Origin of the sequence: Streptomyces sp. DH41 (genome assembly GCF_029813785.1) — a bacterium.
Taxonomy (GTDB): domain Bacteria; phylum Actinomycetota; class Actinomycetes; order Streptomycetales; family Streptomycetaceae; genus Streptomyces.
Map to the genome: position 1 here is coordinate 111940 of NZ_JARVKY010000003.1, position 24162 is coordinate 136101.

Below are 24162 nucleotides of genomic sequence, written 5' to 3' on the forward strand. Positions count from 1 at the left end.
GGCGGTCAGGCGGCGTGTCCGAAATAGTGTGTATTGTGTCCGCAGTGTAGAACGGGAGATATGACGGCAATGGCTACGGAAACTCCCCACCTCCGCGAAGCGTGCGCCGTCCCCGCCCAGGGCAGCCCGCGATGACGGTGAGCGGTGCGGCGCACGCCGTCGACCCGGAGCGCGCCACCCTCGCCAAGGCCGCGGACGAGAACTTCCCCGTCGCCCCCTTCTTCCTCCCCCGCGCCTGGCGCACCGACCTCATGGCCGTGTACGGCTTCGCCCGCCTCGTCGACGACATCGGCGACGGCGATCTGGCCCCCGGCGGTGCCGACGCCCGCCTCCTCGGCGTCCCCGCCGACCGGGCCGACGACCGGCTGCTGATGCTGGACGCCTTCGAGGAAGACCTGCGCAGGGTCTTCGACGGCACCCCCGGCCACCCGCTGCTGCGCCGCCTCCAGCCGACCGTGCGCCGCCGCTCGCTCACCCCCGGCCCCTTCCTCGGCCTGATCGCCGCCAACCGACAGGACCAGCTGGTCGCGCGGTACGAGACCTACGACGACCTCCTCGCCTACTGCGAGCTGTCCGCCAACCCGGTCGGCCGGCTCGTCCTCGCCGTCACCGGCACCTCGACGCCCGAGCGGATCCGCCGCTCCGACGCCATCTGCACCGCGCTGCAGATCGTCGAGCACCTCCAGGACGTCGCCGAGGACCTGAGCCGGGACCGTATCTACCTGCCCGCCGAGGACATGAAACGCTTCCACGTCCAGGAGACGGACCTCTCCGCGCCCACCGCGAGTGCCTCGGTGCGCGCCCTGATCGCCTACGAGGCCGGGCGCGCCCGCGACCTGATGAGTGAGGGCGCACCCCTGGTGGGTAGCGTTCACGGCAGGCTGCGTCTGCTGCTCGCGGGGTTCGTGGCGGGCGGCAGGGCGGCCGTCCGGGCGATCGCCGCCGCCGACCACGACGTACTTCCCGGCCCGCCCAAGCCCAGCAAGGCCCAGTTGCTGCGCGAGGTGGGCGTGACCCTGCGAGGAGAGGGGTGATCGGGACCGTGGAGTCGTCAGAACACGCGTCGGCACCGGTACTCGCCGCCTACAGCTACTGCGAGGCCGTCACCGGACAGCAGGCCCGCAACTTCGCCTACGGCATCCGGCTCCTGCCGACGCCCAAGCGCCGGGCGATGTCGGCGCTGTACGCGTTCTCGCGCCGGGTCGACGACATCGGCGACGGGGTGCTGCCCGACGACGTCAAGGTCACCAGGCTCGAGGAGACCCGGGCGGTGCTCGCCCGCATCCACGAGGGCGCGGTCGACGAGGACGACACCGACCCGGTCGCCGTCGCCCTCGCCCACGCCTCCCGTGCCTTCCCGATCCCGCTCGGCGGCCTCGACGAGCTGATCGACGGCGTCCAGATGGACCTGCGCGGCGAGACCTACGAGACCTGGGACGACCTGAAGGTCTACTGCCGCTGCGTGGCGGGCGCCATCGGACGCCTCTCGCTCGGCGTGTTCGGTACGGAGCCGGGGGCGCGCGGCGCCGAGCGCGCGCCCGAGTACGCCGACACGCTCGGTCTCGCACTCCAGCTCACCAACATCCTGCGCGACGTCCGGGAGGACGCCGAGGGCGGGCGGACCTACCTGCCCGCCGACGACCTCGCCAAGTTCGGCTGCTCGGCCGGGTTCAGCGGGCCGACGCCACCCGAGGGCTCCGACTTCGCGGGCCTCGTGCACTTCGAAGTGCGCAGGGCCCGCGCCCTTTTCGCCGAGGGCTACCGGCTGCTGCCCCTGCTCGACCGGCGCAGCGGCGCCTGCGTGGCCGCCATGGCCGGCATCTACCGCCGTCTCCTGGACCGTATCGAGCGCGACCCCGAGGCCGTGCTGCGCGGCCGGGTCTCGCTCCCCGGACGCGAGAAGGCGTACGTCGCCGTGCGCGGACTGTCCGGGCTCGACGCCCGGCACGTCACCCGGCGGGCCGTCAGGAGGCGCGGCTGATGGACACACCCGGCACACTCGACACTCCGGCACCAGGCGAAGCCTGGGGCCACGAACGGCGGGCAACCCTCCGGTGGCGGTCGGCGTCCCTGACTGAGACGGTCGGCCGTACGCCGTTCAAGCACCGCGGCGACCGGACAGGGAAAGGCGCACCATGACCGACGGCAACGGCACGCGTGACGGCGGGCAGCTCGCGGACGTCTCCGCCCTCCGCCCCGGCGGACACGCCGTCGTGGTCGGCGGCGGACTCGCCGGTGTCACCGCCGCGCTCGCGCTCGCCGATGCCGGGGTGCGTGTCACCCTGCTCGAAGGACGTCCGCGTCTGGGCGGACTCGCCTTCTCCTTCCAGCGCGGCGGCCTCACCGTCGACAACGGCCAGCACGTGTACCTGCGCTGCTGCACCGCCTACCGCTGGTTCCTCGACCGCATCGGGGGAGCGGCGCTCGCTCCGGTGCAGGAACGTCTCGACGTACCCGTCGTCGACCTGGCCCGGCCCGAGGGCCGAAGGCTCGGCAGACTGCGGCGCGACGCGCTGCCCGTGCCCCTGCATCTGGGGCGGAGCCTGGCCACGTACCCGCATCTCTCGCTCGCCGAGCGCGCGAGTGTCGGGCGTGCCGCGCTCGCCCTCAAAGGGCTCGACCCCGCCGACCCGGCTCTGGACACCCAGGACTTCGGCAGCTGGCTGACCGCGCACGGCCAGTCGGCACGCGCCATCGAGGCCCTGTGGGACCTGGTCGGGGTCGCCACCCTCAACGCGGTCGCGGGCGACGCCTCCCTCGGGCTCGCCGCGATGGTGTTCAAGACCGGTCTGCTCTCCGAGCCCGGCGCGGCCGACATCGGCTGGGCCCGCGTCCCGCTGGGGGAGCTGCACGACCGGCTGGCCCGCGAGGCGCTCGACGCCGCGGGCGTCCGCACCGAGGTCCGTACCCGCGTCACCTCCGTGCGCGGACACGAGAACGGCGGCTGGAGCGTCCAGGTACCCGGCGAGACGCTCGACGCGGACGCGGTCGTCCTCGCCGTACCGCAGCGCGAGGCGCACGACCTGCTGCCCGCGGGCGCCCTCGACGCCCCCGAGAACCTCCTGCAGATCGACACCGCGCCGATCCTCAACGTCCACGTGATCTACGACCGCAAGGTGCTCGCCACGCCGTTCCTGACGGCTCTCGGCACCCCGGTGCAGTGGGTGTTCGACCGTACCGAGGCCTCCGGACTGAAGGAGGGACAGTACCTGGCGCTGTCGCAGTCGACCGCGCAGAACGAGATCGACGAGCCCGTGGCCACCTTGCGCGAGCGGTACCTGCCCGAACTGGAGCGGCTGCTGCCCCGCACCCGTGGCGCCGAGGTGAAGGACTTCTTCGTGACCAGGGAGCGCACCGCGACGTTCGTTCCCGCTCCCGGCGTCGGACGGCTCCGGCCCGGCGCCCGCACCAAGGCACCCGGCCTCTGTCTGGCCGGAGCGTGGACCGCCACCGGGTGGCCCGCGACCATGGAGAGTGCGGTTCGCAGCGGTGTCTCGGCGGCGGGCGCCGCCCTCGGCACCCTGGGCCTGTCCCGCGGCCTCCTCCCCGATTTCCTGGAGGAGGCCGCGTGAAGGCCGCCCCGCGAGGGACCGACGCCCGCACTCCCGGCACCGCAACTGGAGGAATGACTGTGCCCACTGTGCCCCCGGCCCCGAAGGCCGCTCCGAGGACCACGGTGGACGTGACCGCGCTTCTGGAGCGCGGCCGGACCCTGGCCACGCCGGTCCTGCGGGCGGCCGTCGACCGCCTGGCACCTCCCATGGACACCGTCGCCGCGTACCACTTCGGGTGGATCGACGCCCAGGGCAGGCCCGCGGACGGCGACGGCGGCAAGGCCGTCCGGCCCGCGCTCGCGGTGCTCTCCGCCGAGGTCACCGGTGCCGCGCCCGAGGTCGGCGTACCCGGCGCGGTGGCCGTGGAACTGGTGCACAACTTCTCCCTCCTGCACGACGACCTGATGGACGGCGACGAGCAGCGCCGCCACCGCGACACCGTCTGGAAGGTGCACGGCCCCGCCCAGGCCATCCTGGTCGGCGACGCCCTGTTCGCCCTGGCCAACGAGATACTGCTGGAGCTGGGCACCGTGGAGGCCGGCCGTGCCACCCGCCGCCTGACCAAGGCCTCCCGCGCCCTGATCGACGGTCAGGCCCAGGACATCTCCTACGAGCACCGCGACCGCGTCAGCGTCGAGGAGTGCCTGGAGATGGAGGGCAACAAGACCGGCGCCCTGATCGCCACCGCCAGCTCCATCGGCGCCGTGCTCGGCGGCGCCGACGAGCGCACCGCCGACCTGCTGGAGAAGTACGGCTACCACCTCGGCCTGGCCTTCCAGGCCGTCGACGACCTCCTCGGCATCTGGGGCGACCCGGACTCCACCGGCAAGCAGACCTGGAGCGACCTGCGCCAGCGCAAGAAGTCCCTCCCGGTCGTGGCCGCCCTCGCCGCGGGCGGTCCCGCCTCCGAGCGGCTCGGTGAGATCCTCGCCGCCGACGCCAAGACCAGCGACTTCGCGAACTTCTCCGAGGAGGAGTTCGCGGCCCGCGCCGCCCTCATCGAAGAGGCGGGCGGCCGGGAGTGGACGGCCGACGAGGCGCGCCGTCAGCACACCATCGCCATCGAAGCCCTCGACTCCGTCGACATGCCCGACCGGGTGCGGGACCGTTTCACGGCGCTCGCGGACTTCGTCGTCGTACGAAAGAGATGATCACTATCGGTCGAATAGCCCTCGCGTAGTCGCCGGCCGGTGTCGCGGGTAGACGAGCACCGGCCGACGGCGGACCCACAGCAGAAGCACCGTATGCACACTGCACGAAGGGGAAGCCATGACAGCGACGACCGACGGAAGCACCGGGGCCACCCTGAAGCCCCTCGCAGCCGCGGCCAGCGAAACCGACATCACGATCCCCGCCGTGGCGGCCGGGGTACCAGAAGCCGCCGCACGCGCCACCCGGCGCGCCACGGACTTCCTGCTCTCCCGGCAGGACGCCCAGGGCTGGTGGAAGGGCGACCTCGAGACGAACGTCACGATGGACGCCGAGGACCTGCTCCTCCGCCAGTTCCTGGGCATCGGTGACGACGAGACCACGCGGGCCGCCGCCCTGTTCATCCGCGGCGAGCAGCGCGAGGACGGCACCTGGGCCACCTTTTACGGCGGCCCCGGCGACCTGTCCGCCACCATCGAGGCCTACGTCGCCCTCCGCCTGGCCGGCGACGAGCCCCACGCCCCGCACATGGCCAGGGCGTCGGAATGGATCCGGGCGCGGGGCGGCATCGCCGCGTCGCGGGTCTTCACCCGGATCTGGCTCGCCCTGTTCGGCTGGTGGAAGTGGGACGACCTGCCCGAACTCCCGCCGGAGCTCATCTACTTCCCCACCTGGGTACCGCTCAACATCTACGACTTCGGCTGCTGGGCCCGGCAGACCATCGTCCCCCTCACCATCGTCTCCGCGAAACGGCCGGTGCGCCCCGCGCCCTTCCCGCTCGACGAACTGCACACCGACCCGGCCCTCCCCAACCCCGCGCGGCCCCTGGCTCCGGCGGCGAGCTGGGACGGGACCTTCCAGCGCCTCGACAAGGCACTGCACGCCTACCGCAAGGTCGCCCCGCGCCGGCTGCGCCGGGCCGCGATGAACACCGCCGCCCGCTGGATCATCGAACGGCAGGAGAACGACGGCTGCTGGGGCGGCATCCAGCCGCCGGCCGTGTACTCGGTCATCGCGCTGTACCTGCTCGGCTACGACCTCGAACACCCCGTGATGCGCGCGGGACTGGAGTCGCTGGACCGGTTCGCCGTGTGGCGCGAGGACGGCGCCCGGATGATCGAGGCCTGCCAGTCCCCGGTGTGGGACACCTGCCTGGCCACCATCGCGCTGGCCGACGCCGGGGTGCCCGAGGACCACCCGCAGCTGGTGAAGGCCGCGGACTGGATGCTCGGTGAGCAGATCGTGCGCCCCGGTGACTGGTCGGTGAAACGGCCCGGACTCCCGCCCGGCGGCTGGGCGTTCGAGTTCCACAACGACAACTACCCCGACATCGACGACACCGCCGAGGTGGTCCTGGCCCTGCGCCGGGTCAGACACCACGACCCGGAACGGGTGGAGAAGGCGATCGGCCGCGGCGTCCGCTGGAACCTCGGCATGCAGTCGAAGAACGGTGCCTGGGGCGCGTTCGACGTCGACAACACCAGCCCGTTCCCCAACCGGCTGCCGTTCTGCGACTTCGGCGAGGTCATCGACCCGCCGTCGGCGGACGTCACCGCGCACGTCGTCGAGAGCCTCGCCGTCGAGGGCCTCACCCACGACCCCCGCACCCGGCGCGGCATCCAGTGGCTGCTCGCCCAACAGGAGCCGGACGGTTCCTGGTTCGGCCGCTGGGGCGTCAACTACATCTACGGCACCGGCTCCGTCGTACCCGCCCTGACCACCGCCGGACTCCCCGTCTCGCACCCGGCCCTCCGCCGCGCGGTGAGCTGGCTGGAGTCCGTCCAGAACGACGACGGCGGCTGGGGCGAGGACCTGCGGTCCTACGACGACGCCAGGACGTGGAGCGGCCGGGGCGCCTCGACCGCCTCGCAGACCGCCTGGGCGCTGATGGCCCTGCTGGCGGCGGGGGAGCGGGAGTCCAAGGCCGTGGAGCGCGGCGTCGCGTGGCTCGCCGCCACCCAGCGGGAGGACGGCTCCTGGGACGAGCCCTACTTCACGGGCACCGGCTTCCCCTGGGACTTCTCCATCAACTACCACCTCTACCGGCAGGTCTTCCCGCTGACCGCGCTCGGGCGGTACGTCCACGGAGAGCCCTTCGCCAAGAAGCCGCACGCGGGGCAGGCCACCGCCACCGCCCCCGCCGGGCAGCAGACGGCCGACACGTCCACGGCCGAGGTGAAGGGCAGCTGATGACCCGACAGCCCGGCCCGTCCCCGCTGCTGATCGCCTGCGCGCTCGGCATCGAGCACCTCGCCCTGCGCACCGGCGACCGCGGCGGCGCCGGCGGGCCGGTCACCGTCCTGCGCACGGGCATGGGCCCGAAGGCGGCCGAGCGCTCGGTCACCCGGGTCCTGGCCGACCCGGCGCTCGGCGACGCCGCCGTGCTGGCCACGGGATTCTGCGCCGGACTCGCCCCCGGCATGCACCCCGGCGACCTGGTCGTCGCCGAGGAGACCCGGGACCCGCGCTCCACCGTCCCGTGCGTCGGGACGGACCGGCTCGTCAAGGAACTCGCGCGTGCCGCGCCCGGACGCACCGTCCACACCGGGCCGCTGACCGGCTCGGACCACGTCGTCCGCGGCCCCGAACGCGCCGATCTGCTGGCGACCGGCGCGATCGCCGTCGACATGGAGTCCGCGGCCACGCTCCTGAGCGCCGTCCGGACGGGCGCGCGCCCGGTTGCGGCCGTGCGGGTGGTCGTGGACGCTCCAGAGCACGAGCTCGTCCGGATCGGCACGGTGCGCGGTGGAATATCGGCTTTCCGCGTCCTTCGATCCGTTCTTCCCGCATTCTTCGAATGGCACCGTTCTTTGCCGCTCCCCCGGAGGTGAGCCCAGATGGCCATGCCGCTGCGCCAGTCCATCAAGGTCGCTACATACCTGGCCGAACAGAAGATCCGCCGACGGGACAAGTTCCCCCTCATCGTGGAGCTGGAGCCGCTCTTCGCCTGCAACCTGGCGTGCGAGGGATGCGGCAAGATCCAGCACCCGGCCGGGGTGCTCAAGCAGCGCATGCCGGTCGCGCAGGCGGTGGGCGCGGTGCTCGAATCGGGCGCGCCGATGGTCTCCATCGCCGGCGGTGAACCGCTGATGCACCCTCAGATCGACGAGATCGTCCGCCAGTTGGTGGCCAAGCGGAAGTACGTCTTCCTGTGCACCAACGCGCTGCTCATGCGCAAGAAGATGGACAAGTTCAAGCCCTCGCCGTACTTCGCCTTCGCGGTGCACATCGACGGGCTGCGGGAGCGGCACGACGAGTCCGTGGCGAAGGAAGGTGTGTTCGACGAGGCCGTGGAGGCCATCAAGGAGGCCAAACGGCGGGGCTTCCGGGTGACCACCAACTCGACCTTCTTCAACACCGACACCCCGCAGACCATCGTCGAGGTCCTCAACTTCCTCAACGACGACCTCCAGGTCGACGAAATGATGATCTCGCCCGCCTACGCCTACGAGAAGGCGCCCGACCAGGAGCACTTCCTGGGCGTGGAGCAGACCCGCGAGCTGTTCAAGAAGGCCTTCTCGGGCGGCAACCGGACCCGCTGGCGGCTCAACCACTCCCCGCTGTTCCTCGACTTCCTCGAGGGCAAGGTCGACTTCCCGTGCACCGCGTGGGCGATCCCGAACTACTCCCTCTTCGGCTGGCAGCGCCCCTGCTACCTGATGAGCGACGGGTACGTCCCGACGTACCGGGAGCTGATCGAGGACACCGACTGGGACAAGTACGGTCGCGGCAAGGACCCGCGCTGCGCCAACTGCATGGCGCACTGCGGCTACGAGCCCACCGCCGTCCTGGCCACCATGGGCTCGCTCAAGGAGTCCCTGCGTGCGATGCGGGAGACGGTCTCAGGGAACCGGGACTGACGGCATGACCGCCATCTCCCTGGGCGTTCCCGAGGTACCGGTCCGGCCGATCGCCGAGCGGCGCGTGTCGCGGCGGATCCAGGTCGGGCCGGTGGCCGTCGGGGGCGGGGCCCCGGTGTCCGTGCAGTCGATGACGACGACCCGTACGTCGGACGTCGGTGCGACGCTCCAGCAGATCGCCGAGCTGACGGCGTCGGGCTGTCAGATCGTCCGGGTGGCCTGCCCCACGCAGGACGACGCGGACGCGCTGGCCGTGATCGCGAAGAAGTCGCAGATCCCGGTGATCGCCGACATCCACTTCCAGCCGAAGTACGTCTTCGCCGCGATCGAGGCGGGCTGCGCGGCGGTCCGCGTGAACCCGGGCAACATCAAGGAGTTCGACGACAAGGTCAAGGAGATCGCCAAGGCGGCCCGCGACCACGGCACTCCGATCCGCATCGGCGTCAACGCCGGCTCGCTGGACAAGCGGCTGCTGCGGAAGTACGGCAGGGCGACCCCCGAGGCGCTGGCGGAGTCCGCGTTGTGGGAGGCGTCCCTCTTCGAGGAGCACGACTTCCGGGACATCAAGATCTCCGTCAAGCACAACGACCCGGTCGTCATGGTCGAGGCCTACCGCCAGCTCGCCGCCCAGTGCGACTACCCGCTGCACCTCGGTGTCACCGAGGCCGGCCCCGCCTTCCAGGGCACCATCAAGTCGGCCGTCGCCTTCGGCGCCCTGCTCTCCCAGGGCATCGGCGACACCATCCGCGTCTCCCTCTCCGCCCCGCCGGTCGAGGAGATCAAGGTAGGTACCCAGATCCTCCAGTCGCTGGGGCTCAGGGAACGACGGCTGGAGATCGTCTCCTGCCCCTCCTGCGGCCGTGCCCAGGTGGACGTCTACAAGCTGGCCGACGAGGTCACGGCAGGCCTGGAGGGCATGGAGGTGCCGTTGCGCGTCGCCGTCATGGGCTGCGTCGTCAACGGCCCCGGCGAGGCCCGTGAGGCGGACCTCGGCGTCGCCTCCGGCAACGGCAAGGGCCAGATCTTCGTCAAGGGCGAGGTCGTCAGGACCGTCCCCGAGTCGAAGATCGTGGAGACGCTCATCGAAGAGGCGATGCGGATCGCCGAGCAGATGGAGAAGGACGGCGCGTCGGGGGAGCCGGCCGTCACCGTGAGCTGAACAGCACGGACCGAAGGGGGCCCGAGCGTGACGATTCTGGAGAGCATCCGGGGACCACGCGACCTGAAGGCGCTGTCCGAGGCGGAACTCGGCGAACTGTCCGACGAGATACGTGACTTCCTGGTGCACGCGGTCGCCCGTACCGGCGGGCACCTGGGACCCAACCTGGGCGTGGTGGAACTGACCGTCGCCCTGCACCGGGTCTTCGAGTCACCGGCCGACCGCATCCTGTGGGACACCGGCCACCAGAGCTACGTACACAAGCTGCTGACCGGACGTCAGGACTTCTCCAAGCTGCGCGGCAAGGGCGGGCTGTCCGGCTACCCGTCGCGCGAGGAGTCCGAGCACGACGTCATCGAGAACAGCCACGCCTCCACCGTGCTCGGCTGGGCCGACGGTCTCGCCAAGGCCCGCCGGGTGCGCGGGGAGCGGGGCCACGTCGTGGCCGTCATCGGCGACGGCGCGCTCACCGGCGGCATGGCCTGGGAGGCCCTGAACAACATCGCGGCGGCCAGGGACCGGCCCCTGATCATCGTCGTCAACGACAACGAACGCTCCTACGCACCGACCATCGGCGGCCTCGCCAACCACCTCGCGACGCTCCGTACGACCGACGGCTACGAGCGGGTGCTGGCCTGGGGCAAGACCGTACTCCAGCGCACACCCGTGATCGGCGACACCCTGTACGAGGCCCTGCACGGCGCGAAGAAGGGCTTCAAGGACGCCTTCGCCCCGCAGGGACTCTTCGAGGACCTGGGACTGAAGTACGTCGGCCCGATCGACGGGCACGACATCGGCGCCGTCGAGTCGGCGCTGCGGCGTGCGAAACGCTTCCACGGGCCCGTACTGGTGCACTGCCTCACGGAGAAGGGCCGCGGCTACGAACCGGCCCTGCGCGACGAGGCGGACCACTTCCACACGGTCGGCGCGATGGACCCGCTCACCTGCGCGCCGCTCAGCCCGTCCGGCGCGCCCTCCTGGACCTCCGTGTTCGGCGAGGAGATCGTCCGGATCGGCGAGGAGCGGGACGACGTCGTGGCGATCACCGCGGCCATGCTGCACCCGGTCGGCCTCGGCGCCTTCGCCGAGCGGTTCCCCGACCGGGTCTGGGACGTCGGCATCGCCGAGCAGCACGCCGCGGTGTCCGCGGCCGGTCTCGCCACCGGCGGCCTCCACCCGGTCGTCGCCGTCTACGCCACCTTCCTCAACCGCGCCTTCGACCAGCTCCTGATGGACGTGGCCCTGCACCGCTGCGGGGTCACCTTCGTGCTGGACCGGGCAGGCGTCACCGGCGCCGACGGGCCCTCGCACAACGGCATGTGGGACATGTCCGTCCTCCAGGTCGTTCCGGGCCTGCGCATCGCCGCGCCGCGCGACGCCGGCCAACTGCGCGCCCAGTTGCGCGAGGCGGTGGCCGTCGACGACGCGCCGACGCTGGTGCGCTTCCCGAAGGAGTCCGTCGGACCGGCCGTACCGGCCGTGGACCGGATCGGTGGCATGGACGTCCTGCACACCGCCGAGCGGCCCGAGGTGCTGCTCGTGGCCGTCGGCGTGATGGCGCCCGTCTGTCTCCGGGCCGCCGAGCTCCTCGAAGCCCGCGGCACCGGATGCACCGTCGTCGACCCGCGCTGGGTCAAACCCGTCGACCCGGCGCTCGCGCCGCTGGCCGCACGGCACCGGCTGGTGGCCGTCGTCGAGGACAACAGCCGTGCGGCCGGGGTCGGTTCGGCGGTGGCGCTGGCGCTGGGCGACGCCGAGATGGACGTACCCGTACGCCGGTTCGGCATTCCCGAGCAGTTCCTCGCGCACGCCAAGCGCGCCGAGGTGCTCGCCGACATCGGACTCACCCCGGTCGAGATCGCCGGCCGGATCAGCGCGAGCCTGGCCGTCGGAGAACAGGCCGGAGCGCATGCCGGAGCGCAGGCCGGAGATCGGACCAGGCACGGACGGCCCGTCACGCCAGTGCAAGGAGAGAGCTGAATGACCAAGGAGTTCGACCTCGCCGCACTCTTGGCCGAGCGCGGAGCCGAACGGTACGAGCTGCACGCCAGGCACCTCAACCACCAGCTGCCGCGCATGCTGCGCACCATCGGCTTCGACAAGGTCTACGAGCGGGCCGAGGGCGCGCACTTCTGGGACGCGGACGGCAACGACTACCTGGACATGCTCGCCGGGTTCGCGGTGATGGGCCTGGGGCGCCACCACCCCGTCGTACGCAAGGCACTGCACGACGTCCTCGACGCCTCGCTGGCCGACCTGACCCGCTTCGACTGTCCGCCGCTGCCCGGACTGCTGGCCGAGAAACTGCTCTCCTACAGCCCGCACCTGGACCGGGTCTTCTTCGGCAACAGCGGCACGGAGGCGGTCGAGACCGCGCTGAAGTTCGCCCGGTACGCGACCGGCAGGCCGAGGATCCTGTACTGCGCGCACGCCTTCCACGGGCTGACCACCGGCTCGCTGTCCGTCAACGGCGAGGACGGTTTCCGCGACGGCTTCGCCCCGCTGCTGCCCGACACCGCCGTCCCGCTCGGCGACCTGGACGCCCTGGCGCGGGAGCTGAAGCGGGGCGACGTGGCCGCGCTGATCGTGGAGCCGGTCCAGGGCAAGGGCGTGCACGAGCCCCCGCCCGGCTATCTGCGCGGCGCCCAGGAACTGCTGCACCGGCACAAGGCACTGCTGATCGCCGACGAGGTGCAGACGGGTCTCGGCCGGACCGGGAAGTTCTACGCCTTCCAGCACGAGGAGGGCGTCGAGCCCGACCTGGTGTGCGTGGCCAAGGCGCTGTCCGGCGGCTATGTGCCGGTGGGGGCCACGCTGGGCAAGGAATGGATCTTCAGGAAGGTGTACTCCTCGATGGACCGGGTGCAGGTCCACTCGGCGAGCTTCGGGTCCAACGCGCAGGCCATGGCGGCCGGGCTCGCGGTGCTCTCGGTGATGGAGAACGAGGAGATCGTGGCGAACGCGGCCGCGGTGGGCGAGCGGCTGAAGTCCCGGCTGACGGAGCTGGTGGACCGCTACGAGCTGCTCGCCGAGGTCCGGGGCCGCGGGCTGATGATCGGCATCGAGTTCGGACGGCCGAGATCGCTGAAGCTGCGCAGCCGCTGGACGATGCTGCAGGCCGCGCGGAAGGGACTGTTCGCGCAGATGGTGGTGGTGCCACTGCTGCAACGGCACCGGATCCTGACACAGGTGTCCGGCGACCACCTGGAGGTGATCAAGCTGATCCCGCCGCTGATCATCGACGCGGGGGACGCGGACCGGTTCGTCGACGCCTTCACCGAGGTGATGGACGACGCCCATGACGGCGGCGGCCTGATGTGGGACTTCGGCAAGACCCTGGTCAGGCAGGCGGTGGCCAACCGCTGACGATCAGCGAGGGCCACCCGTCACCGCTCTTTGCCTCAGAGGCAAAGAAATTGCCTGTCAGGCAATATTCCGGCTGAATGGGAGGCATGACCACCCACGAGCCCGAACCGCCGTCGCCGGACGCGTCGGCGGACGCGGTGTCCGTCGTGGCGCCGCGGCTGCGTGCCCTGCGGCGCAGGGCCGCACTCACCCTGGAGGCGGCGGCCCGTGCCGCCGGGCTGTCGCCCGCCCACCTCTCCCGTCTGGAGACCGGGCAGCGCCAGCCCTCACTGCCGATGCTGCTCTCCCTCGCCCGTGTCTACGGTACGACGGTCTCGGAGCTGCTCGGCGAGACGGCCGTGGACCGGGACGCGGTGGTACGCGCCGACGCCATGGAGCCGACGTTCGCGGGCGGCTGGACCTACTGGCAGGCCGGTGGGGCCGGCCGCGGCATGCAGGCCCTGCGCGTCCTTGTGCCGCACGGCTCACAGGGCGACATCGTGCGGGTGCACCCCGGTGAGGAGTGGCTGCACGTCCTGCGGGGCCGGCTGCGGCTGCGCCTCGGGGACACCGTGCACCGGCTCGGCCCGGGCGACAGCGCGCACTTCGACTCGCTGACCCCGCACCGGATCGCCGCCCAGGACGCCGACGGTGTCGAGCTCCTCTTCGTCCACACCCTGCTGCAGAGCCCGACGGCGGCACTGTGCCTGGGACCGGCGGCCGCGCCGGTCCACCCCACGTCCGGACCGGTCCACCCCACCCTTGGAGAGACGCCATGAACCTGCAGGAGAAGTTCCCGCGCGCCCTGTGGGTGCGGCTCTTCATCTACCTCGTCGTGGGGCATGTCCTCGCGGCCTTCCTCTACCTGCTCTTCGAGGTGGGCGCCAACAGCCGGTGAGCCGGTGAGCCGGTGAGCCGATGGCTCAGTCCAGCATCCGCTCGCGCAGCCGCTCCCGGGTCTCCGGAGTGATCCGCAGGCCCTTCTCCAGATAGGTGTCGACCCCGCCCCAGGTCTCCTCGACGGTCTCGAAGGCCGCCGCCAGATACTCGGCGCGCGCGTCGAAGAGGGGATTGAGCAGTTCCATGACCTCGGGGGAGTAGGCCGAGGCGGCGGTGCTGCTGCGGCGCACCTTGTACCGGCGGTGCGTGGCGTTGGACTTCAGGTAGTCCTCGACGACGGCCTCACGCTCGACGCCCAGGGCGAGCAGGGTGATCGCGATGGACAGGCCCGCGCGGTCCTTGCCGGCCGCGCAGTGCATCAGGGCGGGGACGCTGTCCTGCGCGAGCGCGTGCAGCACCCGGGAGTGCTCGGCCGTACGGTCCTTGATGATCGCGCGGTAGGAGTCGATCATCCGGTTCGCGCCCCTGCCGTCCGCCAGGATCTCGCGCAGCTGGTCGAGGTCGCCGTCGCGGACCATCTTCCAGAACTCGGCGCCGTCCGCCGGATCGCTCAGCGGCAGGTTGACGTTCCGCACGCCCGGAAGCTCGACGTCCGGGCCGTCGAGCTTCTGGTCGGCCGCGTTGCGGAAGTCGAAGATCGTGTGCAGGCCCAGCGAGGCCAGCAGCGCGGCGTCTTCTCCGGTGGCGTGCGCGAGGTGGCCGCTGCGGAACAGCACCCCCTGCCGCACCCGCCGCCCGTCCACGGTCGGCAGCCCGCCCACGTCCCGGAAGTTGCGCACACCGGTCAGCTCGGGTTCGGTCGACGGGACCTGCTGCGTCACGGGGGCTCCTCCCACTGGGCCCCGCCGACGCTGCTCGTCGGCGGGCGCCACTCGACGATACGGCACCGCTCGGAGATTTCGGAGTCCCGCTCATCCGACTACGCCACATCTGGGCTTTCTGTCCGAATTGGCATCTTCGTTCCAACTAGCGCCGGAATAAAAGGGAGTGGAGGGGTGACGGGTGAGCAGCGTCATATCCGTGACGGTGCGTTGCCCGTCATGTTCATGCAATTCGGCCGGTTTTCAAGGCTCTTTGCATGAAAGGGCACTCCGGTAATCGACGGAGGGTGACCGGTGATTCCCGTAAAGGATCAAACGGAACACCTGCCAAGGGAACCCCTCGCTTGTCCCTGCGCGTCCTGGTCCCTTACGTTCACCACCGATCCGGACGGACGCCTAATCCTGCCGCCGACCGGAGCCCGCACTCATCCACCACCCGTACACGGCAGGAGCGGGGGACCCACAGGTACTACCGCCTGTTCCGGTTCCCGGAACGGCTTGGGGTTAAGCCGCGTCTCGGCGCGGCCGGGCATCTCCAGCCCGCACCCGACAGCTCACCTCGCAGGCGCCGGAGAGGAAAAGACATGCCCGCGAAGGGTAAGCACCGCCGTACCAGGGCCATGCGCCTGACCCGCACCATCGCCGTCGCCGGAACCGGTGGCGCGGCGCTCGCACTTCCGCTGATGGGCGCCGCCAGTGCCCAGGCCGCTCCCGCGCAGTCCGTTTCCGAGCAGGCCGTGCAGTCCATACCGACGGCCGTCAAGCAGGCCGCGGGCAGCAACGCCGAGAAGAACTCGGACTCGCGGACGTACACCGTGAAGAGCGGTGACTACCTCTCGAAGATCGCCGACGAGCAGGACGTCGACGGCGGCTGGAAGAAGCTGTACTCGGACAACCGCGAGGCCGTCGGCGCCGACCCGTCGATGATCCACCCCGGCCTGAAGCTCTCGGTCGGTGAGCGGGCCGCCAAGTCGTCCGCCCCGTCGTCCTCCACCGAGTCCCAGAAGCCGGCGGCCGAGAAGCCCGCCGCGCCGCAGAAGTCGTCCTCGGAGAAGTCCGAGTCGACCGAGAAGTCGTCGGACGCCGCGAAGACCTCCTCGGACTCCTCCGGCGCGAGTGCCCAGTCCGCCGGCACCACCAGCGGCTTCACCTCACCCGTGCCCGGCGGCAGCCTCGGCACCCCGTATCACCAGACCGGCAGCATGTGGTCCAGCGGCTACCACACCGGCACCGACTTCGTCGTCCCGACCGGCACCTCGCTCAAGGCCGTCGGCGCGGGCACCGTCGTCTCCGCCGGCTGGGGCGGCGCCTACGGCAACCAGGTCGTCATCCAGCTCGCCGACGGCCACTACGCCCAGTACGCCCACCTGTCCTCGCTCTCCGTCTCCGCCGGCCAGTCGGTGACGGCGGGTCAGCAGGTCGGCCTCTCGGGCGCGACCGGCAACGTGACCGGCCCGCACCTGCACTTCGAGATCCGCACCACGCCGGACTACGGTTCGGACGTGGACCCGATCTCGTACCTGCGCTCGCACGGCGTCTCTCTCTGACGACGCTTTTCGGCGCAGTCTCCGCGCCTCCGAAGGCCGGACCCCGATCCCCGGGTCCGGCCTTCGGTGTATTCCTGAATTGGTGAACACTTTAGGCGTGGTCTTTCTCACCGCCCGTCAACCCTTTCTACGGTCGCGTAGGTCACAATCCAAGGTGAATCATGGGCCGACGTGGCAGACGATTCGAAGAGTGACAGCAGAGAAGTGATCGGGTCGTACGTGGCTGTGGGGGACAGCTTCACCGAGGGCGTCGGCGACCCCGGCCCCGACGGGGCGTTCGTCGGCTGGGCGGACCGGTTCGCCGTCCTGCTCGCGGACCGGCGCCCCGAGGGCGACTTCGCGTACACGAACCTCGCCGTGCGCGGCAGGCTGCTCGACCAGATCATGGTGGAGCAGATCCCGCGGGTCGTCGGACTCGCGCCGGACCTGGTCTCCTTCGCGGCGGGCGGCAACGACATCATCCGGCCCGGCACCGATCCCGACGAGGTGGCGGAGCGGTTCGAGCGGGCCGTGGCGGCGCTGACCGCGGCGGCCGGCACCGTCCTGGTGACGACCGGTTTCGACACCCGCGGGGTGCCTGTCCTCAAGCATCTGCGCGGCAAGATCGCCACGTACAACGGGCACGTCCGTGCCGTCGCCGACCGCTACGGCTGCCCCGTACTCGACCTGTGGTCGCTCCGGAGCGTCCAGGACCGCCGGGCCTGGGACGCCGACCGGCTGCACCTGTCGCCCGAGGGGCACACGCGGGTGGCGCTGCGCGCGGGCCAGGCACTGGGCCTGCGGGTCCCGGCCGACCCGGACCAGCCCTGGCCGCAGCTGCCGCCCCGCGGCACCCTGGGCGTCCGGCGGGACGACGTGCACTGGGCACGCGAGTACCTGGTGCCGTGGATCGGACGCCGGCTGCGCGGGGAGTCGTCGGGGGACCACGTGACGGCCAAGGGGACCCTGTCGCCGGACGACATCAAGATGCGGATCTCGGCGGTGGCCTGACGGCGGGGCGCGGGTGTGGGGCGCCGGTGGTGGCGGTGGGGGGTATCGGCTCAGGGCGGTGCGGTGGGGTCGGTGTCGGCTTAGGGCGGTGCGGTCAGCGGCGCGGCGTCGTCAACGCCTCCGCTCCAGGCCCAGTTCCCGGGCCAGCGCCTCGTCCGTCCACTCCTGCGCCCGGGCCCGCGACACCGCGCCCTCGTACGACGTCAGTTGTACGGCCAGCCCGTCGAGCAGTGCCGTCAGACGCAGGGCGGCGCCGTCGGGCTCCGGGCACGGGAACTCTCCGGCGGCCACGCCCTCGGCGATGACCTCGGCGATCGCCGCCTTCCACTGGCGGTCCAGTTCCCGTGTGACCTCCCGCAGCGCGGGTTCGCGCAGCGCCGCCGCCCAGCCCTCGATCCACAGCCGCCAGCCCTTTGCCTGCCCCGTCGGGGCGTACCACCGTACGGCCGCACGCAGCCGGCGCAGCGCCGAGGTGCGGCGGCCGAGCAGCTTGCGCAGATGGGCGAGATCGTCCTCGGCGGCGTAGGTGAACGCGGCGGCGACCAGCTTCTCCTTGGTGGAGAAGTGATAGAGGACCAGCGCGTTGCTGACACCGAGCGCGGCGGCCACGTCGGCGATCCGCAACGCCGCCACGCCCCGCGCCGATATCTGCTCGATGGCCGCGCGCAGCAGCTCCTCGCGACGCTCCGCCACACTCAACCGGACTCTCCCCACGCCCGTCACCCTATACAGGTGCCCCGACGTGCGGCGACGGCTGCTTTTGGCCCCGCTGACTCAGTCCGTGGTGGCGGTGACCGCGCCCGTGCGCCCGGCGTCGGGCAGGTCGCAGGAGTCCTTGAAGCCCTGGCTGGTGAGGTCGAGCGCCGCGTTGATACGGGACCGCAGATTCTCGACGGCGACCATGGCCGTCAGTTCCACGAACGCGGGCTCCCCGAGCCGGGTCCGCAGCCGCTCGGCGAGGTCGTCGCCGACGCTGGGCGGGGTCGCCGTCACCGCCTCCGCGTACTCCATGACGTCCCGCTCCAGCGGTGTGTAGACGTCGCTCTCCCGCCACACCGGCACGTCATGGAGCTTGCGCCGGTCCATGCCGCGCTCGGCGTTCTCCCAGTAGCCGAAGTCCATGCACCAGGAGCAGCCGATCGAGGCCGCCGAGGCCATCACGGCGAGTGCCTTCAGGTCGGAGTCCAGCCTGTTCCACTTGGCCACGGACTGCTCGAACCGCAGGTCGCCCCAGAGCACGCGCGGGTTGTGGGCGAGCGCCTTGCCGGGGTCGAGGACCTTGCCGTAGGTGCGCCGGGAGTACCACTCCATGACGCGGAGGAGGAGCGTCCGGGGCGGGGTGAGGGATACGCGGGCCATGAGGGCCACCTTCCTGTCCGATCGGTCGTGCCGGTGCGTGCCGGGCGCTCCGGCCGGGGCGCCCTCACCGGTACGACGGGCGGAGGGAACTCGGATGTGACATCGGGCGTTCGAGTGACGTCGGACGAGACGACAATGAGAACCTGACCTACTCCACCTGGAGGTACCGTGGCCGGTTTCCGTTTCCCGAGTCCCGGGCTGAGCGTGCCGCGGCCCGCGGCCTTCGGCGCGGACCCGAGCGGTGAGCGCATGGCGCGTATCCGCAGATCGCCGCACTTCGGTGACGGTGTCTTCCAGAATCCCGGGGGCCCCGCCCGGACCCGGCCCTCCGGATCGGCCCGCGACTTCGCCAAGATCTACTTCGACCGGGAGGCGAAGCTGCGCCGTGCGCCGCGGGGCACGGTCCCCGTGCACGCCACCACCCTCGCCGACCTCGCCAGGCCGCCCGCCACCGGACTGCGGGTCACCTGGATGGGTCACTCCAGCGTGCTCGCCGAGATCGACGGGCAGCGGGTGCTCTTCGACCCCGTGTGGGGCGAGCGCTGCTCCCCGGTCCCCTTCGCGGGCCCCAAGCGGCTGCATCCGGCCCCGGTGCCCCTGGCCGCCCTGGGCCCGGTCGACGTCGTCGTCATCTCCCACGACCACTACGACCACCTGGACATGCCCACGATCGTGGCGCTGGCCGGCACGGACACCCTGTTCGCCGTGCCCCTCGGTGTCGGCGCCCACCTCGAACACTGGGGCGTCGGTGCCGACCGGCTGCGCGAACTGGACTGGCACGAGTCGACGCGCGTCGGCGGCCTCACCCTGACCGCCACCCCGGCCCGGCACTTCTGCGGACGCGGGCTGCGCAGCACCCAGCACACCCTCTGGGCGTCCTGGGTCGTCGCCGGTGAGGAGCACCGTGTCTTCCACAGCGGGGACACCGGCTACTTCGACGGCTTCCGGGACATCGGCGCCGCCCACGGCCCGTTCGACGCCACGATGATCCAGCTCGGGGCGTACGCCGAGTTCTGGCCGGACATCCACATGACTCCCGAGGAGGGTGTACGCGCCCACCTCGACCTGCAGGGAGGCCGGGCGGGCGGTGCCCTGCTGCCGATCCACTGGGGCACCTTCAACCTGGCGCCGCATCCGTGGGCGGAGCCGGGGGAGTGGACGAAGGACGCGGCCGGGGAGGCCGGCCAGGCAGTGGCGTTCCCGCGGCCGGGGGAGCCGTTCGAGCCGACGGGGAAGCTGCCGGTGGAGCCGTGGTGGCGGGCGGTCTCCGCCCCGATCGCGCGCTCCTGGCGGCGTCCCCGGATCGCTGAGGGGACGGCCGAGACGAGCAAGGGTGATCTCGACCTTGCTGGTGAGCGGTGACGTCGGTCGTCGTTCCTCCGACAGGCCCTCAGCGCATGTAGCCCCTGGCAGGGGCAGATCCCGCCAGTCGAGGTCCCGACTTCGACGTGGCGGGCAGTCCTGGCGCATCCCGGACTACCTGGCAGTGTTCGGCGGCGGCATGCGGCTGCTGGACGTACGCCCGATGGAACTGATCCCCGAAGTTCACATCCGTGTGCCGCGTCTTGAAGTCTGCCGAATCTCACGCGAATCTCACGCCGGACCTGCCGTCGGTTCGAGTGCCTTGTCCAGGAGACTCACCAGCTTGAGGAGATCGTCGGCGTCCAGTCGGGCGAACGGGCTCAGGGCCAGTGTTGCCTCGATCAGCGCGGACCGTACCCGTCGGCCGTCCTCCGTCAGTGCCGCGACGCGTGAACGGCGGTCGGCGGGGTCGGCGGAACGTTCGACGAGTCCCCGGCCGGTGAGCTGATTCATGACGAAGCTGAGGTTGGGCGCGTTGCAGTACAGCCGGCCGGCCAGTTCCTTCATCGAGGGTGGCGCCTCGGCCGGGTCGATCGCCCAGAGTGCCTGAGCGGTTGCCTGCGTCAGACCGTGTTCGGCCAGGACGGTCTCGATCCGGGCGCTGGTCCGCATGAAGATCTCGTGGTTCGCCACCACCGCTGCCTCAAGGGTGCTTCGCGTCATGGCCTCATCCTAGCCTTTTTACTTCGAGCCTCGAAGTGTTATGTTCCTTCGAGGCTCGAAGTAATCGGTCCTCGTTCCCGCTGTGGGCACGAGGCCGTCCCCGGAGCGGGACGCTCCCCGCGTTCCTCCTTCCCGAGGCCCGTCCACTCCGACGCGGCCCGGCGCCCAGCCGAACAGGAAGCACTCACTCATGCACGACTACACGAACACCACAGCCGTGGTCACCGGCGCTTCGAAGGGACTGGGCGAGGCTTACGCACGGGAACTTGCCTCCCGAGGCGCACACCTCGTCCTTGTCGCCCGCTCGGCCGACGCGCTCAACACCCTTGCCGGGCAGATCCGGAAGGCCCATTCCGTCCGAGTCGACGTGATCGCCGCGGACCTCTCGGACCGGCGGTCCCCGCAGACGGTGGTCGACGCCATCGATGAACTCGGCCTGGAAGTCGACCTCTTGGTCAACAACGCCGGGATGGGTTCGGTGGGGCCCTTCCTCGGCCGTCCCCTCGAACCCAACCTCCAGTCCGTCGACGTGAACGTCACCGCGCTGATCGGCCTGGTTCACCTTCTGGGCGCCGGCATGGTCGAGCGCGGCCGCGGCGGCATCGTCAACGTCGCCTCCACCGCCGCCTTCCAGCCCATGCCGTACCAGGCCAGTTACGCCGCCACCAAAGCATTCGTGCTCTCGTTCACCGAGGCGCTCGCCGAGGAGGTCCGAGGTACCGGCGTGCGCGTGATGGCGGCCCACCCGGGAGCCACCGACACCGGGTTCTTCGACCGCACGACCGCGTCCATGGACCCGAAGACCACGGACACCCCCGCCGACGTCGCTGCCGGAACACTCGACGACTTCGCACGCGGCCGGTCGGTCTCCTTCCCCGGACGGGCCTCCAACCGCGCTGGAACCTGGGCGTCGCGCCTGCTTCCTCGGACCACGGTCGCCCGCATCACCGGCAACCTCAACCGCAAGGCCGGATTCGACGACGTGAGCGACCTCGACCCCGCCACCTCGTGACGCCACCTGGTGACGCCACCACCCGCGGCGCGAAGACGGACAACGGCGCCGACAGCCCACCGAGTCCGCCCAGAGCCGACGTCATGGGAGAAGAGATGACCACGCTGAATGAGCCGCTGTACCTGAGCAACGGCGCTCCGCTGCCCAACAGGATCGCGAAGGCCGCGATGGAGGAGTTGCTCGCCGCGCCGGGCCGGCTGCCCGGTGACGAACTGCTCACGCTCTACCGCCGTTGGGCCGCGGGAGGCGCCGGGCTCCTGATCACCGGACACGTCATGATCGACGGCAGAGCGGTCGCCCAGCCCGGCGACGTCGTCCTGGAACAGGACACGCCGGTGGAGCCGTTCCAGCGCTGGGCGGCGGCCGGCAAATCGGCAGGCGGACGGATCTGGATGCAGATCAACCACCCCGGGCGCGTCATCCCCAAAGACCTCGCCGGCACCACCTGGGCGCCCTCCGCGGTGCCGATCGACGCCGGCGGCTTCTCCAGCATGTACCCGACACCCCAGCCGATGACCGCCCGGCAGATCGACGAGACGGTGGAACGCTTCGCCGTGACCGCGCGGCGGGCCCAGCAGGCCGGCTTCGACGGAGTCGAGATCCACGCCGCCCACGGCTACCTCCTCTCCCAGTTCCTCTCTCCCCTGGTGAACCGGCGCGACGACCGCTGGGGTGGCAGCCTGCACAACCGCGCCCGCCTGCTGCTCGATGTCATGGGCGCGGTCCGCGAGCGTGTCGGCACGGGCTTCGCAGTGGGAGTGAAACTGAACTCGGCGGACTTCCAGCGCGGCGGATTCGACACCGACGACGCGCGTGACGTGATCAAGATGCTCGCCGATGTGGGGGCTGACCTGGTCGAGCTGTCCGGCGGCAGCATCGAGAGCCTGGCCACGGCGGGCTTCCCCGCGGACGGCCGCACCCTTGCCCGCGAGGCGTACTTCCTCGAACTCGCCGAGCGGCTCGTCGCCACCTCGCCGCTGCCGCTGCTGCTGACCGGAGGGATCCGGCGACGCGCGGTCGCCCAGCAGGTGATCGACTCCGGAGTCGCCATGGCCGGCCTGGCCACGGCACTGGCCATCGACCCCACGCTGCCGGGGCAGTGGCTTGCCGGCGGTGATGCGCGGGCCCGCCCGCCCCGCACCCGCTTCCGGAACAAAACGCTGGCAGCCGCGGCCGTCCAGGCCGTCACGTCGCGGCAGCTCGCCCGCCTCGGTGCGGGCAAGCCGCCGAAGACGCCCTACCCTCCGGCCGTCGCCCTCCTCCTCGAACGGCTCGTCCGCGCCCGGCGCCGGCGCACCTACCTGAAATGTCGGCCCTCGCGGTCGGCGCCCTGCGCCTGAACGGTGTGAAGGACATCGCCTCCGGCCGTCGCCGCAGTGCGCGTGACGCCCGCCGACGCCTCATGCTCCTCGACCTCGCTCGAGCGTGAAGTGGACGTCACTCGACTGAGCCGAAGCACTGTGGGCTGTCGCAGAACGACTTCAGGCTTTGACATCGGGTCAGGCGGGCTGTCTCGCGAGGTCTTCGAGTGGAACGGCGATTCGGTGTTGTCTCAGGACGAGCCGAGGGGGTGATGCCGCCTCAGATGGTCGGGGTGTCGTCAACGACCGGCTTGTGAACCTCGACGACCGGCTTCCACCCCGTGGAGAACTCGATGAAGTCCGCACGGGTGGGGTAGGTGTCGATCGCGCGACGGTCACGCTTGGGGCTGTCGCTCCCCTTGCGCCCCCGGGGAATCTGCTCCTCGAAGATGTCGACCTTCACGTCGGGGACCTCCTTGAGGCCCTGGCGCCAGATCTGCACGATGTCGGCGCCGAACGCCTGCCGGGCCGCAGCGTAAAGGGCCGTGAGGGACCCCTTGTCCCCACCAGGGACGAACAGTGCCAGGTCCAGCACGACACCGGCGGACTGGAGGACCTCGATGGTCACCGAGCCGTTCTCGTCGGCCAAGTAGACTCCGGCTTCGTTCTCGTCATCGGGAAGGCAGGAGACCTCTTCCTGGAATGCGGTTCTCGCCGTGATCGAGCCGCCCTCGAAATCCTCACCGGACTTCGTCAGAAAAGCAGGGACATAGCATTCGGGAAGTTTGAGTTCTGCGGTGTCAGCGGAAACGAAGAGCCTGTCCTTTACGCCGAGCTTCTTCACCTCTTCCAGCGAGAGGCGGCGAGCGGCGATCTTCTCCGTGTTCACGATTTCCCTTTCAGGTTGCACTGTCCCTCCGAGCGAGGACGCTATCACGAAACCCTGAGGTCAACTGCCCAGTAATCTCTGGGTAGTTGGCCTCCCGTGATCTGCGCGGGAGATTAGTGAAGCGAGGACCACTCGGTCGGGAACACGCATCCGCCAAGTAGTATCCCTCGTCGTGGCGTTGGAGATCAACTGGCGATTGCATTTCGGTGCGTTGGGTGACACGGAGGAACCAAAAGGGAGTTTACGGCAGA

The 24162-nt window shown here is 70.9% G+C and carries 23 protein-coding genes and 1 riboswitch; of the genes, 18 read left to right on the forward strand and 5 right to left on the reverse strand.

The window, feature by feature from the left end; translation table 11 throughout:
* The first annotated feature begins 131 nt into the window (after positions 1-131).
* The 13 genes from hpnC to QC283_RS07125 all read left to right on the forward strand — a co-directional run bounded on the left by hpnC (position 132) and on the right by QC283_RS07125 (position 13965).
* Complete coding sequence (hpnC, locus tag QC283_RS07065; RefSeq protein ID WP_279560499.1) at positions 132-1034, forward strand: squalene synthase HpnC; 903 nt, start codon at positions 132-134, stop codon at positions 1032-1034.
* Entirely contained in the window at positions 1031-1981 is a 951-nt protein-coding gene (gene hpnD / locus QC283_RS07070; protein ID WP_279560500.1) for a presqualene diphosphate synthase HpnD, read from the forward strand. Before hpnC ends, hpnD begins: the two co-directional genes overlap by 4 nt.
* Positions 1981-2139 carry a DUF6380 family protein gene (locus QC283_RS07075; RefSeq protein ID WP_279560501.1) on the forward strand — a complete coding sequence of 53 codons (159 nt, stop codon included), beginning with the start codon at positions 1981-1983 and terminating at the stop codon, positions 2137-2139. Before hpnD ends, QC283_RS07075 begins: the two co-directional genes overlap by 1 nt.
* On the forward strand, positions 2136-3572 hold the full coding sequence (gene hpnE, locus QC283_RS07080; protein ID WP_279560502.1) for a hydroxysqualene dehydroxylase HpnE: 1437 nt from the start codon (positions 2136-2138) through the stop codon (positions 3570-3572). Before QC283_RS07075 ends, hpnE begins: the two co-directional genes overlap by 4 nt.
* A gap of 68 nt (positions 3573-3640) precedes the next feature.
* Positions 3641-4705 (forward strand): polyprenyl synthetase family protein, encoded by a 1065-nt coding sequence (locus QC283_RS07085; protein ID WP_279560791.1) that lies wholly within the window; start codon positions 3641-3643, stop codon positions 4703-4705.
* 118 nt (positions 4706-4823) lie between these two features.
* On the forward strand, positions 4824-6893 hold the full coding sequence (gene shc / locus QC283_RS07090; protein WP_279560503.1) for a squalene--hopene cyclase: 2070 nt from the start codon (positions 4824-4826) through the stop codon (positions 6891-6893).
* Positions 6893-7534, forward strand: coding sequence for a phosphorylase family protein (locus QC283_RS07095; protein ID WP_279560504.1), 642 nt, complete (start codon positions 6893-6895; stop codon positions 7532-7534). Before shc ends, QC283_RS07095 begins: the two co-directional genes overlap by 1 nt.
* A 6-nt stretch (positions 7535-7540) precedes the next feature.
* Positions 7541-8563: an adenosyl-hopene transferase HpnH gene (hpnH, locus tag QC283_RS07100; RefSeq protein ID WP_279560505.1), complete on the forward strand. Its 1023-nt coding sequence runs from the start codon at positions 7541-7543 to the stop codon at positions 8561-8563.
* Positions 8564-8567: 4 nt separating this feature from the next.
* The gene (ispG, locus tag QC283_RS07105; protein ID WP_279560506.1) at positions 8568-9722 is read left to right on the forward strand and encodes a flavodoxin-dependent (E)-4-hydroxy-3-methylbut-2-enyl-diphosphate synthase; all 1155 of its coding nucleotides are present in this window, start codon (positions 8568-8570) and stop codon (positions 9720-9722) included.
* Positions 9723-9749: 27 nt separating this feature from the next.
* Positions 9750-11702 carry a 1-deoxy-D-xylulose-5-phosphate synthase gene (gene dxs, locus QC283_RS07110; protein WP_279560507.1) on the forward strand — a complete coding sequence of 651 codons (1953 nt, stop codon included), beginning with the start codon at positions 9750-9752 and terminating at the stop codon, positions 11700-11702.
* Entirely contained in the window at positions 11703-13088 is a 1386-nt protein-coding gene (locus QC283_RS07115; protein WP_279560508.1) for an aspartate aminotransferase family protein, read from the forward strand. It begins immediately after the preceding gene.
* Between the two features lie 86 nt (positions 13089-13174).
* Positions 13175-13846 carry a helix-turn-helix domain-containing protein gene (locus QC283_RS07120; RefSeq protein WP_279560509.1) on the forward strand — a complete coding sequence of 224 codons (672 nt, stop codon included), beginning with the start codon at positions 13175-13177 and terminating at the stop codon, positions 13844-13846.
* Positions 13843-13965, forward strand: coding sequence for a DUF6126 family protein (locus tag QC283_RS07125; RefSeq protein ID WP_279560510.1), 123 nt, complete (start codon positions 13843-13845; stop codon positions 13963-13965). The genes QC283_RS07120 and QC283_RS07125 overlap by 4 nt, the downstream gene beginning before the upstream one ends.
* A gap of 25 nt (positions 13966-13990) precedes the next feature.
* Here QC283_RS07125 and QC283_RS07130 read toward each other — a convergent pair whose 3' ends face one another.
* Positions 13991-14788: a tyrosine-protein phosphatase gene (locus QC283_RS07130; protein WP_279560511.1), complete on the reverse strand. Its 798-nt coding sequence runs from the start codon at positions 14786-14788 to the stop codon at positions 13991-13993.
* A gap of 423 nt (positions 14789-15211) precedes the next feature.
* Positions 15212-15371, forward strand: a riboswitch (cyclic di-AMP (ydaO/yuaA leader).
* Between the two features lies 1 nt (position 15372).
* On the opposite strand from QC283_RS07130, the gene QC283_RS07135 reads away from it, so the two are divergent.
* Together QC283_RS07135 and QC283_RS07140 are read left to right on the forward strand one after the other, a co-directional pair.
* The gene (locus QC283_RS07135) at positions 15373-16335 is read left to right on the forward strand and encodes a M23 family metallopeptidase (protein WP_279560512.1); all 963 of its coding nucleotides are present in this window, start codon (positions 15373-15375) and stop codon (positions 16333-16335) included.
* 204 nt (positions 16336-16539) lie between these two features.
* Positions 16540-17325, forward strand: a complete 786-nt coding sequence (locus QC283_RS07140; RefSeq protein ID WP_279560792.1) for an SGNH/GDSL hydrolase family protein — start codon at positions 16540-16542, stop codon at positions 17323-17325.
* Positions 17326-17436: 111 nt separating this feature from the next.
* Here the strand turns inward: QC283_RS07140 and QC283_RS07145 are convergent, their stop codons facing one another.
* The gene (locus tag QC283_RS07145) at positions 17437-18018 is read right to left on the reverse strand and encodes a TetR/AcrR family transcriptional regulator (RefSeq protein ID WP_443032563.1); all 582 of its coding nucleotides are present in this window, start codon (positions 18016-18018) and stop codon (positions 17437-17439) included.
* A gap of 81 nt (positions 18019-18099) precedes the next feature.
* Positions 18100-18684, reverse strand: a complete 585-nt coding sequence (locus tag QC283_RS07150) for a carboxymuconolactone decarboxylase family protein (protein WP_279560514.1) — start codon at positions 18682-18684, stop codon at positions 18100-18102.
* Positions 18685-18852: 168 nt separating this feature from the next.
* Between QC283_RS07150 and QC283_RS07155 the strand changes: the two genes are divergently transcribed.
* The gene (locus QC283_RS07155) at positions 18853-20046 is read left to right on the forward strand and encodes an MBL fold metallo-hydrolase (protein ID WP_279560515.1); all 1194 of its coding nucleotides are present in this window, start codon (positions 18853-18855) and stop codon (positions 20044-20046) included.
* A 231-nt stretch (positions 20047-20277) separates the two neighbouring features.
* Here QC283_RS07155 and QC283_RS07160 read toward each other — a convergent pair whose 3' ends face one another.
* Positions 20278-20709 carry a MarR family winged helix-turn-helix transcriptional regulator gene (locus QC283_RS07160; RefSeq protein WP_279560516.1) on the reverse strand — a complete coding sequence of 144 codons (432 nt, stop codon included), beginning with the start codon at positions 20707-20709 and terminating at the stop codon, positions 20278-20280.
* Positions 20710-20899: 190 nt separating this feature from the next.
* Between QC283_RS07160 and QC283_RS07165 the strand changes: the two genes are divergently transcribed.
* Positions 20900-21721, forward strand: a complete 822-nt coding sequence (locus QC283_RS07165) for an SDR family NAD(P)-dependent oxidoreductase (protein WP_279560517.1) — start codon at positions 20900-20902, stop codon at positions 21719-21721.
* A gap of 95 nt (positions 21722-21816) precedes the next feature.
* Positions 21817-23061 (forward strand): NADH:flavin oxidoreductase/NADH oxidase family protein, encoded by a 1245-nt coding sequence (locus QC283_RS07170; protein WP_279560518.1) that lies wholly within the window; start codon positions 21817-21819, stop codon positions 23059-23061.
* Between the two features lie 241 nt (positions 23062-23302).
* On the opposite strand, the gene QC283_RS07175 is transcribed toward QC283_RS07170, so the two are convergent.
* Positions 23303-23911 carry a hypothetical protein gene (locus QC283_RS07175; protein ID WP_279560519.1) on the reverse strand — a complete coding sequence of 203 codons (609 nt, stop codon included), beginning with the start codon at positions 23909-23911 and terminating at the stop codon, positions 23303-23305.
* Positions 23912-24162: the final 251 nt, after the last annotated feature.

What these genes read in the sequence shown, in the direction of transcription:
- QC283_RS07170 (WP_279560518.1), top strand. Translation starts at nt 21,817, where the DNA reads ATGACCACGCTGAATGAGCCGCTGTACCTGAGCAACGGCGCTCCGCTG.
- QC283_RS07135 (WP_279560512.1), top strand. Translation starts at nt 15,373, where the DNA reads ATGCCCGCGAAGGGTAAGCACCGCCGTACCAGGGCCATGCGCCTGACC.
- hpnE (WP_279560502.1), top strand. Translation starts at nt 2,136, where the DNA reads ATGACCGACGGCAACGGCACGCGTGACGGCGGGCAGCTCGCGGACGTC.
- QC283_RS07125 (WP_279560510.1), top strand. Translation starts at nt 13,843, where the DNA reads ATGAACCTGCAGGAGAAGTTCCCGCGCGCCCTGTGGGTGCGGCTCTTC.
- QC283_RS07165 (WP_279560517.1), top strand. Translation starts at nt 20,900, where the DNA reads ATGCACGACTACACGAACACCACAGCCGTGGTCACCGGCGCTTCGAAG.
- hpnH (WP_279560505.1), top strand. Translation starts at nt 7,541, where the DNA reads ATGGCCATGCCGCTGCGCCAGTCCATCAAGGTCGCTACATACCTGGCC.
- ispG (WP_279560506.1), top strand. Translation starts at nt 8,568, where the DNA reads ATGACCGCCATCTCCCTGGGCGTTCCCGAGGTACCGGTCCGGCCGATC.
- QC283_RS07115 (WP_279560508.1), top strand. Translation starts at nt 11,703, where the DNA reads ATGACCAAGGAGTTCGACCTCGCCGCACTCTTGGCCGAGCGCGGAGCC.
- hpnC (WP_279560499.1), top strand. Translation starts at nt 132, where the DNA reads ATGACGGTGAGCGGTGCGGCGCACGCCGTCGACCCGGAGCGCGCCACC.
- QC283_RS07075 (WP_279560501.1), top strand. Translation starts at nt 1,981, where the DNA reads ATGGACACACCCGGCACACTCGACACTCCGGCACCAGGCGAAGCCTGG.
- shc (WP_279560503.1), top strand. Translation starts at nt 4,824, where the DNA reads ATGACAGCGACGACCGACGGAAGCACCGGGGCCACCCTGAAGCCCCTC.
- QC283_RS07160 (WP_279560516.1), bottom strand. Translation starts at nt 20,709, where the DNA reads ATGACGCGAAGCACCCTTGAGGCAGCGGTGGTGGCGAACCACGAGATC.
- QC283_RS07150 (WP_279560514.1), bottom strand. Translation starts at nt 18,684, where the DNA reads ATGGCCCGCGTATCCCTCACCCCGCCCCGGACGCTCCTCCTCCGCGTC.
- QC283_RS07095 (WP_279560504.1), top strand. Translation starts at nt 6,893, where the DNA reads ATGACCCGACAGCCCGGCCCGTCCCCGCTGCTGATCGCCTGCGCGCTC.
- QC283_RS07120 (WP_279560509.1), top strand. Translation starts at nt 13,175, where the DNA reads ATGACCACCCACGAGCCCGAACCGCCGTCGCCGGACGCGTCGGCGGAC.